Raw genomic sequence first — 14471 nt, 5'->3', positions numbered from 1 at the left:
TAATCGTCCGGTGGCCGGGGCATGGACGCGACAAGGCGCCCAAACACAGGCCGGAAAGGGGGGAAATGGATGGCTCAGACTACCACCGAGCGCCCGCCTTCGGAATGCTTGTCCCCTACTTATTCACAAAAACATCCACAGCTATTGCACAGCCCAGTGAATTCGCGTAGCTGCCAGGGGTTGACGCGGGGTAGGGTACCTCTCTAGAATTTCCGGTTCTTTCCGTCCCATTCATACGAGAGGCCCCCAATGGCCACGAAGCGCACCTACCAGCCCAGCAACCTCAAGCGTAAGCGCGACCACGGCTTCCGTGCCCGTATGAAGACCGCTGACGGCCGCAAGATCCTGTCGCGTCGCCGCGCCAAGGGCCGCAAAGTCCTGAGCGCCTGATTGCCATGCCGCACCCTGCGGCAGACGCAATCCCTTCGACAGTGAATACTGCAGACCCGCGCAAGCGATTCCCTCGCTCTGCGCGGGTTCGCACGCGTGCCGAATATTCAACGGTCTTCAACGGCGCCCGCCGTGTGTCCGATCCGCTGATGACCCTGCACTGGCTGCCGGCTGACCGGCCGGCCAGGCTGGGTCTGGCGGTTTCCCGCAAGGTTGATCCGAACGCCGTTGGGCGTAACCGGATCAAGCGCGTCCTGCGCGACATCCTGCGTCAGACACGTACCGACATCCAGCCAGGCGACTTCGTCGTCGTGGCTCGTAGTGCTGCGCGTTCCGCCAGCAACGACGAGATCCGCCAGGCCTTCCTGCGCCTGCTGCGTCGCCTGCGTGCATTGCCCGCGCCGGGCGTGGACGGCACAATGCCGCCGCCTGATGGCATCGCAACTCCTTCTTTGACCGAGCCGGCATCGCGTCCCGGCCCCGCCGAGCCTGTCCGCTGATGAACCAGACCCGCGTATTCCTCATTTTTGCCTGGCTGATGGTGGCCGTGCTGCTGTGGATGGAGTGGAGCCGTGAAAAGGCTGCTCCGACCCCGGCACCGACGACCACGTCGGCCCCGGCTGCCGCACAGAGTGTTCCGGGCGCTGCCCCGGGCAGCATTCCCAGTGCACAGGTCCCGGGCGCCCCGGGACAGGCCGCTGTGCAGGCCCAGGCCAGCGCCACCCCGGCCAGCCAGCGCGTGACCGTCACCACCGACGTGCTGCGCCTGGTGCTTGATGGCGGCCGCGTGCTCGATGCCGAGCTGCTGCAGTTCCCGCAGACCAAGGACGAAGGCAGCCCGCCGGTACGCCTTCTGACCGAAGACCCCGCGCATCCGTACAGCGCGATCAGCGGCTGGGCCAGCGAAGACAAGAACACCCCGGTTCCCGGCGCTGACGGCTTCAAGCTGGTCGGTGACACCAAGGACTTCGTGCTGGCCAAGGGCCAGAACGAGCTGCAGATCCCGTTCGTGTGGACCGCCGACAACGGCGTGACCATCAAGCGCACCCTGACCGTCTCGCGCAACGAGTACGCCGTGCGCTTCAAGGACGAAGTCAGCAACGCCGGTGCCGCACCGTGGAACGGCTACGTCTACCGCACCCTGGACCGCACCCCGACCATCCTGTCGCGGAGCATGACCAACCCGGACTCCTTCAGCTTCAACGGTGCCACCTGGTACGACAACGACAAGAAGTACCAGCGTCGTGCGTTTAAGGACTACCTGGACGACGGTGCGCTGAACCAGAACATCACCGGTGGCTGGCTGGCGATGCTGCAGCACCACTTCTTCACCGCCTGGATTCCGCAGAAGGACCAGACCGCGCACTACGTGCTGTCGCAGGTGGCCGGTCGTGACCTGATCGAAGCGCGTGGCCCGGCCTTCACCGTGGCCCCGGGCCAGTCCACCAGCACCGAGGCCCGCCTGTGGGTCGGCCCGAAGCTGGTGAACCTGATTGCCAAGGAAGACGTACCGGGCCTGGACCGCGTGGTCGACTACAGCCGCTTCTCGATGATGGCGGTGATCGGCCAGGGCCTGTTCTGGGTGCTGAACCAGGTGCACAAGCTGGTCGGCAACTGGGGCTGGGCGATCGTCGGCCTGGTGGTGTTGCTGAAGCTGGTGCTCTACCCGCTGTCGGCGACCCAGTACAAGAGCGGTGCCAAGATGCGCCGCTTCCAGCCGCGCATTGCGCAGCTGAAGGAACGCTATGGCGATGACCGCCAGAAGTTCCAGACCGCGATGATGGAGCTGTACAAGAAGGAAAAGATCAATCCGATGGGCGGCTGCCTGCCGATCCTCATCCAGATGCCGATCTTCTTCGCCCTGTACTGGGTGCTGGTGGAATCGGTCGAACTGCGCCAGGCGCCCTGGTTCGGCTGGATCCAGGACCTGACCGCACGCGACCCGTACTTCATCCTGCCGGTCATCAACGTGGCAGTGATGTGGTTCACCCAGAAGCTGACCCCGGCACCGGGCATGGACCCGATGCAGCAGAAGATGATGCAGTTCATGCCGCTGGTGTTCGGCGTCATGATGGCCTTCATGCCGTCCGGCCTGGTCCTGTACTGGGTGGTCAACGGCGGCCTGGGCCTGCTGCAGCAGTGGTGGATGACCAAGCGCCATGGCGGCGAGCCGGTCCCGGCCACCACCGCGCCGGCCCCGGTCAAGAAGAAGTAACGGGTAGAGCCGGCGGCTGGCCGGCTGGCCCCAGCAGAAGCCCGCCGCAAGGCGGGCTTTTCGCATGCGGCGTTAGAATCGCCTGCACACCGTATCTCCCACCTTCGAGTCCGCCATGCCGCGCGCGTCGTCGTTCCGCCTGTTCCTGCCCTCGCTGTTGTTGACCCTGGTCGTTGCCGGCTGTGGCGACAAGGACGCGAAGGCGCCGGCGACCACCGTTACCCAGCCGAGCGCGCAGGCCGCGGCGGACGCCGATCCGGCCGCTGCACCGTTGCTGGCGGCGCTGCAGAAGCAGCTCGACGGCTACCGCCGGATCATCGTGCTGCTGGCCGACGAGGAACAGCAGTCGGCCGCCGACCGCGGCACCTCCACGCGTGTGGGCCAGCAGCTGTTCCACGATGGCCTGGAACAGCGCAAGGCCATCGCCGCGCAGTTCGACACTCTGCTGCGCGGTTCCAGTCCGCAGCGCTTTGCCACCCTCGGCACCGTGCTGGACTACATCGAGTCGGCGCCGGAACTGTTCGATGCCGATCGCCTGGCCTTCCGCGAAGTGCTGCGTGATCTGCATGAGCGGGTCGGCACCGATTCCTCGCTGCCGGCGGTGAAGCTGCACCAGCGCATCGGTGAGGACCTGGAGGCGCTCGACGAGATCGAGCGCAACTACAACCAGGAACTGACCCGCATCTTCAGCCGCTTCGAGCGCACCCGTGCCATCGAACTGAAGCGCGAGAAGTGGGACGACTACATCGCCCACCTGCACAAGGACTACAGCCGCGAAGCGATCCTGCGCGACTATGGCGTGATCGAGCCGTACCCGATGTCGATGAAGGACAGCGACCGCGAGATCTTCGGCCGCGACCTGCCGGCCAAGACCGTGGTGCTGACCTTCGACGATGGCCCGCACAAGGCCTACACCGATGAAGTGGTGGCCATCCTCAAGCGCTACGACGTTCCGGGTGTGTTCTTCGAAGTGGGCCGCAACCTGGGCAAGGTCGAGGCTGACGGCAAGGTCAGCCTCGGCCCGATGGCGAAGATCAGCCGCAACCTGATGGAAGAGGGCTATGCGGTGGGCAACCACAGCCTGACCCACGCCCAGCTGTCGCGTACCACCGGCGACGCGCTGCGCCAGCAGGTGCTGGACACCGACACGCTGCTGAAAGATGTCGACAGCAAGCGCGCACCGCTGTTCCGTTTCCCGTACGGCGCGCGCAATGCCGAAGGCCTGCAGCTGCTCAACGAGGCCGGGCTGAAGTCGATCATGTGGAACATCGACTCGATGGACTGGGCCGATCCGGTGCCGGAGTCGATCGTGCAGCGCGTGCTCGACCAGGTGAACAAGGAACAGCGCGGCATCATCCTGTTCCACGACATCCACGACCGTGCGGTGAAGGCGCTGCCGCAGATCCTCGACCGGCTGATCGCCGATGGCTACCAGTTCGCCGGCTGGAATGGCCGCGACTTCACCGTCTCCCGTGCGCGCAAGGGCGATACCGGTGCCGCCACCGTCACCACCGGCTACGAGAAGTCGTGGGCGATCGTGGTCGGCATCGACACCTACGCCAAGTGGCCGAAGCTGGAGTACGCCAGCCATGACGCACAGGCAGTGGCCGATACCCTGACCGGGCAGTTCGGCTTCCCATCCTCGCAGGTGATCGTGCTGAAGAACGAGCAGGCGACCCGCAACAACATCCTGGCCGCCTTCCACGACCGCCTGGCCGACGACCGCACCGGCAAGAACGACCGCGTGTTCGTGTTCTTCGCCGGCCATGGCGCGACCCGCCAGCTCGCCTCCGGGCGCGACCTCGGCTACATCATTCCGGTCGATTCGGACCCGAAGGAATTCGCCACCGACGCGATTGCGATGACCGACATCCAGAACATCGCCGAAAGCATGCAGGCCAAGCATGTGATGTTCGTGATGGATGCCTGTTACAGCGGCCTGGGCCTGACCCGTGGTGGCCCGTCGTCGTCGTCGTTCCTGCGCGAGAACGCCCGCCGCAGCGCGCGGCAGATGCTGACCGCCGGTGGTGCCGACCAGCAGGTGGCCGATGCAGGCCCGAACGGCCATTCGGTGTTCACCTGGGTGCTGCTGCAGGCGTTGGCCGGCAAGGGCGACCTCAACGGCGATGGCCTGATCACCGGTACCGAACTGGCCGCCTACGTGGCGCCGGCGGTCTCGGCGGTCTCGCACCAGACCCCGGCCTTCGGCAGCCTGCCCGGTTCGCAGGGCGGCGAGTTCGTGTTCCAGGTGCCGGACAGCCAGGAATTCCTCAACGCCGATACGCGCCAGCTGACCGCCGATGCGATCGCGCTGAACAACAAGGTCGATGCCGCCAGCGAGGCCAAGGGCAGCCAGGCACCGGTGACCGTGGCCGACCTGCAGGGCGGCAAGGCCAAGCTGGTGGTGCCCACCGCCGGCCCGGCGTCGGATCGCCAGCGCGCGCAGCAGGCCAATGACCGCGGCCTGCAGCTGTACCGCGAGAAGCAATACGACGAGGCGGCCGCGCAGTTCGCCGAAGCGCTGAAGCTGCGCCCCGATTTCGCCCAGGCCGCGAACAACCTCGGCTTCGTCTACTACCGCCAGCAGCGCTATGCCGAAGCCGCGCGCTGGCTGGAGAACACACTGAAGATCGACCCGTCGCGCGCGGTGGCCCATCTGAACCTGGGCGATGCCTACTTCAACGCAGGCGACAAGGCCAAGGCCAAGCAGGCCTACACCACCTACCTGGCGCTGCAGCCACAGGGCAGCGGCGCGGCCCAGGCGCGCGCGCAGCTGGAGAAGCTCTGAGCCATGAGCGACGCGATCCGTACCGACACCATTGTGGCCATCGCCAGTGCCCCCGGCGCCGGGGGTGTTGGTCTGCTGCGCCTGTCCGGCCCGCGTGCTGCAGCGATTGCCAATGCGCTGGGCGCACCTGCACTGCGCCCGCGCCACGCGCACTATGCACGCCTGCGTGATGCCGACGGCGAGGTCATCGACGATGGCATCGTGCTGTGGTTCCCGGCACCGAACAGCTTTACCGGCGAAGAGGTGGTGGAACTGCAGGGCCATGGCAGCCCGGTGTTGCTGCAGCAGCTGGTCGCGCGCTGCATCGCGCTCGGTGCGCGCCAGGCTCGGCCGGGTGAGTTCAGCGAACGGGCGTTCCTCAACGGCAAGCTGGACCTGGCCCAGGCCGAGGCCATCGCCGACCTGATTGCCGCGGGCGACAACCGTGCCGCGCGCGCTGCACGCCGTTCGCTGGATGGCGTGTTCTCGCGCCGCATCGACGCCGTGGTCGAGCAGCTGGTGCTGCTGCGCATCCATGTGGAAGCGGCCATCGACTTTGCCGACGAACCGCTGGATACCCTGGGCGGCGCGCAGGTGCGCCGTGGGCTGGAGCAGGCGCGCGGCGATCTTGCCCTGCTGCGGCGGGACGCCGAACGCGGTCGCCGCCTGCGCGATGGCCTGCATGCAGTGTTGATCGGTCCGCCCAATGCCGGCAAGAGTTCATTGCTCAATGCGCTGGCCGGCAGCGAGCGCGCCATCGTCACCGACATCGCCGGCACCACCCGCGACACGCTGCGCGAGACCATCCGCCTGGATGGCCTGGAGCTGACCCTGGTCGACACCGCTGGCCTGCGCGACGGCGGCGACGCCATCGAACGCGAAGGCATGCGCCGCGCCCATGTGGAAATCGAACGCACCGACCTGGCGCTGATCGTGCTGGATGCGCGCGATCCAGCGGCCGGTGAAGTGGCGCTGGGCGGTGCCGTGGCGGCGGTGCCGCACAAGGTCTACATCCACAACAAATCGGACCTGCTGGCGGCGTTGCCGTCGCTGGACGATCCGGATCGGGTGTTCGTTTCGGCCGCCACCGGTGCCGGGCTCGAAGATCTGCACGCGCGCCTGCGCAGCATCGCTTCGGCCGGGGCGGGGGAGCAGGTGGACGGTGAGTTCTCTGCGCGCACGCGCCATGTGGATGCGATCGAACGCGCGCAGGAACATGCGCAGCGTGCCGATGCCGAACTGGCCCACGAACACCTGGAGCTGGCCGCCGAGGAACTGCGGCTGGCCCACGATGCGCTGGGTGAGATTACCGGGCAGATGAGTGCGGATGATCTGCTGGGAAGGATTTTCTCCAGTTTCTGCATCGGGAAGTAGGCAGGGGTCGGAGCCCCTGCGGGGATCCGACCCCAGGTCCCCCACCTGTCACATTGCCGCCTCATACTGACGCCCATCACATACCGCTTGGGGAAGTCGCAGTGAAGTCGTGGGGTTGTGCGTTGCTGTTGTCGCTGGCCGTGGCACCATCGGTGGCCATGAGTGCTGAATCCTCCACCCCGGCCGCGCACAAGGTGTCGGTCTACGGCCATCGCGGGGCAAGCGCACTGCTGCCCGAGCACACCCTGGCCTCGTATGCGCAGGCCATCGCCGATGGCGCCGACTACATCGAACCGGACCTGGTCATGACCAAGGACGGGGTGATGGTGGCACGGCACGAGAACGAGATTGGTGGCACCACCGACGTCGCCTCGCATCCGGAGTTCGCCAGCCGCCGCACCAGCAAGGTGATCGACGGGCAGAAGGTCGACGGCTGGTTCACCGAAGACTTCACCCTGGCCGAGCTGAAGACCCTGTACGCGCGGGAGCGCCTGCCGGAACTGCGCAGCACCGCCTATGACGGCCAGTTCCGCATCGCCAGCCTGGACGAGATCCTGGCCTTCCTGGTGCAGCAGGCCGGGCGCGCCAACCGCGGCATCGGCCTGGTGCCGGAGATCAAGCACCCGACCTACTTCCAGTCCATCGGCCTGCCGATGGAAGAGAAGCTGCTGGCCGCGCTGCGCGGCAACGCATACACCAACGTCGGCCCGGTCACGATCCAGTCGTTCGAGACCGCCAACCTGCGCTACCTGCGTGGCAAGATCGGCCGGGGCAGCAACATCCGCCTGCTGCAGCTGCTGTGGAAGGGCGATACCCAGCCGGCCGACATCGCCAAGGCCGACGGCACGCTGACCTACGCACAGATGATGACCCCGACCGGCCTGAAGGACATCGCCGGCTACGCCGATGGCATCGGCCCCGAGCTGCGCTCGATCATTCCGCTGGATGCCAAGGGCGCGCTGGGCACGCCGACCTCGCTGGTACGTGATGCGCACGCGGCTGGCCTGATGGTGATTCCGTACACCTTCCGCCCGGAGAACCACTTCCAGCCCAGCAACCTGCGCAAGGGTGCCGATACCGCACGCAACGCGGAAGGCTCCATCGCCGAAATGCGCGCCTACCTTGCGACCGGCATCGATGCCTTCTTCACCGATGATCCTGCGCTCGGCCGGCAGGCGGTGGACGGGATGGGCACGGCGGGGAATGCGGCGAACTGACGGGCTCTGGTAGATGCCAACCTTGGTTGGCACACGGCAGGAGTGCCGACCAAGGTCGGCCACTACCGGTTCACGAGGTTGCCGGCCAGCGGCCGGCACTACCATCGCTCAACTGCGCGGCTCGTCCGGGCGGCGGAACGGGATCACCACGTAGTCCTGGCCCTCGCGCGGCTGCCACAGCACCGGCACGCGCTGCGGTGACGGCGGCTCCAGTTCGTCGTCGGCCAGCGGCTCGGGCTCGTCTTCTTCGTCTTCCCAGCTGTAGCGTTGGCGCGGTGGCAGCGGATCGGCGTTGCGGAACAGCAGCGCGGCGATGATGCCGGCGAAGGCGCCGCCCATGTGCGACTGCCAGGACACGCCATCGGCGTGCGGCAGGACGGTCATCAGCATGCCGCCGTAGAACAGCATGCCGATCAGGCCGGTGGCGATCGCCGCGCGGTCGCGGCGCAGCAGGCCGAGGCTGGCCAGCAGGAACATCAGGCCATGGGTCACGCCACTGGCGCCCAGGTGCACGCTGCCCGGATTGCCCAGCATCCACGCGCCGAGGCCCGAACCCAGCCACAGCAGGGGCAGGGCGCGCACGGTGGCTTTCGGATACACGCTACCGGCGAGGGTGCCAAGGATCAGGATGGCGATACTGTTGGCAGCGATGTGCTCGACCGAGGCATGCAGCATCGGGCCGCCGATCAGGCCGAGCAGGCCCTTGGCTTCCAGCGGCGCGACCGCCCACGGTCGCCAGTCGAACGTGCCCTGCAGGGCGAACACGGCCACCAGCACCAGCACGGCGGCCAGGCTGACATTGAACGCCCGCAGGATGCGCGAGCGGTCATTGCGGGGGGGCGGCACGTCGCCGGCGGGCAGGGGCGCGTTGTTGTCCATACCTCAGCAATGGCGGTGGCTGGCGCGAAACCAAGGCCACCGCAGCGGGAGAGTGGGGTGCGGCCGGCGGGACAATCCCACCGGCCGCGCCGTTCAGCCGGTCAGGTTCAGGCCTGGCCTTCGCCTTCCTTCGGCGGGTACTTCAGGCTCAGCACCACGGTGGCGGCGATGATCACCGCGACCACGCCCAGCGAGACCGGGGTCGGGATCTTGAACAGGTCGATGATCATCATCTTGATGCCGATGAAGGCCAGAACCAGCGCCAGGCCGTACGGCAGCAGGTGGAAGCGGTCAGCCATGCCGGCCAGCAGGAAGAACATCGCGCGCAGCCCCAGCACCGCGAACACGTTGGAGGTGAGCACGATGAACGGGTCGGTGGTGATGGCGAAGATCGCCGGGATGCTGTCCACGGCAAAGATCACGTCGGTGACCGCGATCAGGATCAGCACTGCGAACAGCGGGGTGAACCAGCGCACGCCATCGCGCTTCACGCTCAGCGCATTGCCGGCGTAGTCCGGCAGCAGGCGCAGGTGCTTGCGCATCCAGCGCAGGGCGGGGTTGGTCTCGAGGTCCGGCTCCTGGCCGGCGGCGAACCACATCTTCCAGCCGGTGAACAGCAGGAAGGCACCGAACACGTAGAGCAGCCAATGGAACTGGCTGATCAGCACGCTGCCGGCGAAGATCATGATCGTACGCAGCACGATCGCGCCCAGGATGCCGATGATCAGCACCTTCTGGCGCTGCTCCTCCGGCACCGCGAAGTAGCTCATGATCATCAGGAAGACAAAGATGTTGTCGACCGCCAGCGCCTTCTCGACCAGGTAGCCGGTCAGGAACTCGAGGCCGACCTTGTTGGCCACGGCCTGGCCAGCGGTCTCATTCAGGTAGTACCAGAGGCCCGCGTTGAACAGCAGGGCCAGCGCGACCCAGCCGATGGACCACCACAGGGCCTCCTTGAAGGTGACCTTGTGCGGTCCACCATGGCGCATCAACACGAGGTCGACCAGCAGAGCGATGACCACCACCGCTGCGAAGCCGCCCCACAACCACACGTTACCGATCGTCTGCATTGGGAATGTCCGTTGGAAAGATGAATGCCAGGCCGGACGGCGAGGATCTGCAACGGAGGATCGGGAGGGGGATCCAGGGACAGAGCTTCGCCAGTACGGCGAAGGTCTCGCTCGCAGTTCCAGTCGGCTGGAACTGCCGTTGCACCGGAGCCTGCGGGCTCGAAATGACGGCGACAACGTCTGGGAGCTACTCCCCTTCTGGCGCCGATTCTGCGGCCTGGCCGGGCTGCCGTCAAATGGCGGGTGGCCGGGGTCCCCGCTCTGGTGGATGCCAACCTTGGTTGGCATGCCGGCCGGGGCCAGAGCCCCTGCGGGGATCTGACCCCGGCGCCCGGTTTACAATAGGTGGATGAATACCCCCCTTCCGATTGTGCGCCTCAAGAACGCGTGGCGCTCCAGCCACCCGTGGATCTTCCAGAAACTGGTCGAGAAGCCGACCGTCCGGCCCAAGCCCGGTTCCATCGTCGACGTGGTCGGCATTGATGGCGAGTTCATCGGCCGCGGGTTCTACAACGGGCATTCGCGCATTGCCGTGCGCATCCTCGAGACCGACCAGAACGTGCCGGTGGATGCCGGCTGGTTCTCGCGCAAGATCGCCCAGGCGGTGTCGCTGCGCCGTGAGGTGCTGAAGCTCGATGCGGTGTCCGACGCCTGGCGCGTGGTGCACAGCGAAGGCGATGGCCTGTCCGGCCTGGTGGTCGACCGCTACGGCGACCTGGTGGTGGTCGAGTTCTTCGCCGCTGGCATGTTCCGCCACCGCGAGTGGATCTACGACGCCCTGCGCGAGCAGTTCCCGGGCTGCCGCTTCCACAGCTTCGCCGACGAGCACGTGCAGAAGCAGGAAAGCTTCGACTTCCACGGCAACACCACCACCGAAGCGTCGGTGATCACCGAGTACGGCATCAAGTTCCGCGCCGACCCGGCCGGTGCGCACAAGACCGGCTTCTTCGCCGACCAGCGCGAGAACCGCGAGTGGCTGAGCCAGCAGGTGGAAGGCAAGAGCGTGCTGGACCTGTGCTGCAACACTGGCGGTTTCGCCGTGTATGCGGCGGCGCGTGGCGCCTCGGAAGTGGTCGGCATCGACATCGATGAAGACGTCATCCAGATTGCCAAGGGCAATTCGCGCCTGAACAACGTGCGCCCGAAGTTCGTCCAGTCCGACATCTTCCCGTGGCTGCGCGATGCGGCCAATCGTGGCGAGCAGTACGACGTGGTGATCCTGGACCCGGCGAAGATGACCCGCGACCGCGATCAGGTGATCACTGCGCTGAAGAAGTATCTGGACATGAACAAGCTGGCGCTGGGCGTGGTGAAGCCGGGTGGCCTGTTCGCCACGTTCTCCTGCACCGGCCTGGTGGCCGAGGACCAGTTCCTCGACATGCTGCGTCGTGCGGCGTACTTCTCCGGCCGGACGATCCAGATCCTGAAGGTAGCCGGCGCCGGCCCGGACCATCCGTTCATGGCCCACGTGCAGGAATCGCGTTACCTGAAGGCCGTGTTCTGCCGCGTGGTCGACTGACCCTGTAGCTCTAGAGCCGAGCCGCGCCACCTGATCAACGGGGCGCCATTCTTACGTGCGCATCGCAATGCGCGGGAAGCTGGCCGCCGGGCAGTGAACATGATTCACGCCCGGCGGATCTGCGTGGAAGCCTCGCGATTCGCCGGGCGCGGCCCGGCGCTACCCAATGCGTGGCAGCAGCGCTATGGTCGGGCTCTTCCCATTCGCGGTGAGAGCCCATGCCTTCGTTGCGCCACCTGTCCGTCGTGCTTGCCCTGGCGCTGTGCGCGCCGCTGTCCGTCCACGCCGTTGAGTTCAGCGCGCAGGAGCTGGCCCGTGCCAAGGCGCTGCAACAGCGCCTGGTCACCCTCGACAGCCATCTGGATACGCCGGCCAACTTTGGTCGCAGCGGCTTTGACATCGAGCAGCGCCACGACCGCAACGCGCTTTCGCAGGTCGACTACCCGCGCATGGTCGAAGGCGCGCTGGACGGTGGCTTCTGGGCGATCTACACCGATCAGGGCGATCGCAGCGCAGCGGCCCACCTGGCCGAGCGTGACCACGGCCTGCAGCGGCTGCTGGAAATCCGCGAGATGCTGGCGGCCAATCCCGAGCGCTTCGCGCTGGCGCTGACCGCCGATGACGCGGCGCGGATCAAGTCCGCCGGCAAGCGCGTGGTCTACATCAGCATGGAAAACGCCAGCCCACTGGTGGAAGACCCGAGCCTGCTTTCGTTCTACCACCGCGCAGGCCTGCGCCTGCTCAGCACCGTGCACTTCGCCAACAACGAGTTCGCCGATTCGGCTACCGATCCCAAGGGCGCCGAGTGGAAGGGCCTGAGCCCGGCCGGCAAGGACCTGGTGCGGCAAGCAGTGAAGCTGGGCATCGTGATCGACCAGTCGCATGCCTCGGACGCGGTGTTCGATGACCTGCTGGCGATGATGCCGGTGCCGTTCGTGCTGTCGCACAGCTCGGCCAAGGCCGTCTACGACCACCCGCGCAATCTGGATGACGCGCGCCTGCGCAAGCTGGCCAAGGCCGGTGGCGTGATCCAGGTGAACGCCTATGGCGGCTACCTGATCGACACCGCGAAGACGCCCGAGCGCAAGCAGGCCGAAGAAGCACTGAGCAAGCAGCTGGGTGGCTGGGAAGGGATGGGCATCGAGCAGGGCGTGGCCCTGCTGAAAGCCGAACAGGCACTGGACCATGAGCACCCGGTGCGCCATGCCAGCCTGGACGACTTCTTCGCCCACTTCGAGCACATCCTCAAGGTGGTCGGCCCCGAGCACGTGGGTATCGGCCTGGACTGGGATGGTGGTGGTGGCTTGACTGACCTGCCCGATGTCAGCCAGCTGCCGAAGATTACCGCCTGGTTGCTCCGCAAGGGCTACACCGAGAAGCAGATTGCCGGCATCTGGGGCGGCAATCTGCTGCGGGTGATGCGCCAGGCGCAGGACTACGCCGCAAAGCAGGGCGGGTGAAACGCCTTGCGGTAGTGCCGGGCAGCGGCCGGCACTACCGGTGAAGCGCTTATTTCGCGATCAGTGCGTGGCGGCGGCTGTACAGGAAGTACAGCACCAGGCCAACCACGTTCCACACCAGGAAATACAACTGGGTGGTGTGCGGCAGGCTCAGGAACAGGTAGATGCAGCCCAGTGCGGCCAGCGGGCCAACCACGAAGGCCAGCGGCGTGCGGAAGGTACGTTCGCGGTTGGGCTCGCGCAGGCGCAGCACCACCAGGCAGACACCCACTGCAGTGAACGCGGCCAGGGTACCCGCGTTGGCCAGGGCTGCGATCTCGTCCAGGCGTGCCACGCCGGCCAGGGCCGACACCACCACGGCGGTGAACAGCGTGGTCGCCACCGGCGTGCCGGTACGTGCGTTGACCTTGGACAGGCCACGCGGCAGCAGGCCGTCGCGGCTCATCACGAAGAAGATGCGGCTCTGGCCATACAGGAAGGCCAGCAGCACGGTCGGCAGCGCGATGATCGCGATCACGCCGATCACCATCGCCGCGGTCGGACGGCCGAGCTGGCGCATGATCAGCGCCAGCGGCTCGGCGCTGTGGCCGAACACCGCGTAGCTCATCGCACCAACGGCCGCGAGCGCGACCAGCACGTAGACGATGGTGCAGCCGATCATCGAACCGATGATGCCGATCGACAGGTCGCGGCCCGGGTTCTTGGTTTCTTCGGCTGCGGTGGAGATCGCATCGAAGCCATAGAAGGCGAAGAAGATGATCGCCGCCGCCGCCATTACGCCGTGCTCGACGCCATCAGGGCCCATCGACTTGGCAAAGCCATACGGCATGAACGGCTGCAGGTTGGCGCTGTCGAACGCGGGCAGGGCCACGGCCACGAAGATGGCCAGCGCGATCAGCTTGAACACCACCAGGATGGCATTGAGGGTGGCGCTTTCCTTGGTGCCGGCCATCAGCATGCCGGCCACCAGCCAGGTGATGACGATCGCCGGCAGGTTGATCATGCCGCCTTCCACGTGCGGGCCGGCCGCCAGCCACGCGGGCAGATGCACGTTCCAGCCGAACTGGGTGTGTACCCATTCGAGGAAGCCGACGAAGTAGCCGGACCAGCCCACTGCCACGGTACTCACCACCAGCGAGTACTCCAGGATCAGGCTCCAGCCCACCACCCAGGCGAACACCTCGCCCAGCGCACTGTAGCTGTAGGTGTAGGCACTGCCGGCGGCCGGCATCATCGTCGACAGTTCGGCGTAGGACAGCGCCGCACAGGCGCAGACTGCACCGGCGATGGCGAAGGAGATCAGCACCGCCGGGCCGGCCAGGTTGGCACCGACGCCGATCAGCGTGTAGATGCCGGTGCCGACGATGGCACCGATGCCCAGCGCGATCAGGTGCGGCCAGCTGAGCGTCGGGATCAGGCGCCTGCCGGCTTCGTGGACGGTGACGGAATCTAGGGACTTGCGCCGGAACAGGGACATGCAGGCCTCGGAAGGGGTGACTAAGAACGACAAGTTCCCGAGTGTGACCGAACGCAGCGCAGCATTACCACTGACGGGGGTCATGCTCGGGTCAGATGCGTCA

The 14471-nt window shown here is 66.5% G+C and carries 11 protein-coding genes; 8 read left to right on the top strand and 3 right to left on the bottom strand.

From position 1 onward, the window contains the following. Nucleotides 1–249: 249 nt before the first annotated feature. The 6 genes from rpmH (at nt 250) to CCR98_RS20940 (ending at nt 7963) form a co-directional block, all read left to right on the top strand. Nucleotides 250–390, top strand: a complete 141-nt coding sequence (gene rpmH / locus CCR98_RS20965) for a 50S ribosomal protein L34 (protein WP_005411729.1) — start codon at nt 250–252, stop codon at nt 388–390. A 5-nt stretch (nt 391–395) separates the two neighbouring features. Continuing rightward, nucleotides 396–890: a ribonuclease P protein component gene (gene rnpA, locus CCR98_RS20960; protein ID WP_072168770.1), complete on the top strand. Its 495-nt coding sequence runs from the start codon at nt 396–398 to the stop codon at nt 888–890. Next, a complete protein-coding gene (gene yidC / locus CCR98_RS20955; protein WP_087924107.1) occupies nt 890–2605 on the top strand; it encodes a membrane protein insertase YidC in 1716 nt (571 codons plus the stop codon). Before rnpA ends, yidC begins: the two co-directional genes overlap by 1 nt. A gap of 115 nt (nt 2606–2720) precedes the next feature. After that, nucleotides 2721–5393 (top strand): polysaccharide deacetylase family protein, encoded by a 2673-nt coding sequence (locus CCR98_RS20950; RefSeq protein WP_087924106.1) that lies wholly within the window; start codon nt 2721–2723, stop codon nt 5391–5393. Between the two features lie 3 nt (nt 5394–5396). After that, nucleotides 5397–6746, top strand: coding sequence for a tRNA uridine-5-carboxymethylaminomethyl(34) synthesis GTPase MnmE (gene mnmE, locus CCR98_RS20945; protein WP_087924105.1), 1350 nt, complete (start codon nt 5397–5399; stop codon nt 6744–6746). Nucleotides 6747–6847: 101 nt separating this feature from the next. Beyond that, on the top strand, nt 6848–7963 hold the full coding sequence (locus tag CCR98_RS20940; RefSeq protein ID WP_087924104.1) for a glycerophosphodiester phosphodiesterase: 1116 nt from the start codon (nt 6848–6850) through the stop codon (nt 7961–7963). Nucleotides 7964–8071: 108 nt separating this feature from the next. On the opposite strand, the gene CCR98_RS20935 is transcribed toward CCR98_RS20940, so the two are convergent. Continuing rightward, the gene (locus CCR98_RS20935; RefSeq protein ID WP_087924103.1) at nt 8072–8842 is read right to left on the bottom strand and encodes a rhomboid family intramembrane serine protease; all 771 of its coding nucleotides are present in this window, start codon (nt 8840–8842) and stop codon (nt 8072–8074) included. A 107-nt stretch (nt 8843–8949) separates the two neighbouring features. Then, a complete protein-coding gene (locus CCR98_RS20930; protein WP_087924102.1) occupies nt 8950–9912 on the bottom strand; it encodes a TerC family protein in 963 nt (320 codons plus the stop codon). 349 nt (nt 9913–10261) lie between these two features. Here CCR98_RS20930 and CCR98_RS20925 point away from each other — a divergent pair, with 349 nt between their 5' ends. After that, nucleotides 10262–11431, top strand: coding sequence for a class I SAM-dependent rRNA methyltransferase (locus CCR98_RS20925; RefSeq protein WP_010487449.1), 1170 nt, complete (start codon nt 10262–10264; stop codon nt 11429–11431). A 218-nt stretch (nt 11432–11649) separates the two neighbouring features. After that, entirely contained in the window at nt 11650–12891 is a 1242-nt protein-coding gene (locus CCR98_RS20920) for a dipeptidase (protein ID WP_087924101.1), read from the top strand. A gap of 49 nt (nt 12892–12940) precedes the next feature. On the opposite strand, the gene CCR98_RS20915 is transcribed toward CCR98_RS20920, so the two are convergent. Then, entirely contained in the window at nt 12941–14368 is a 1428-nt protein-coding gene (locus tag CCR98_RS20915; protein ID WP_087924100.1) for an amino acid permease, read from the bottom strand. Nucleotides 14369–14471 lie beyond the last annotated feature (103 nt).

Source organism: Stenotrophomonas sp. WZN-1, assembly GCF_002192255.1.
Taxonomy (GTDB): domain Bacteria; phylum Pseudomonadota; class Gammaproteobacteria; order Xanthomonadales; family Xanthomonadaceae; genus Stenotrophomonas.
The sequence above is the reverse complement of the archived record's forward strand: the minus strand, read 5'-3'. Positions and strand labels throughout refer to the sequence as shown.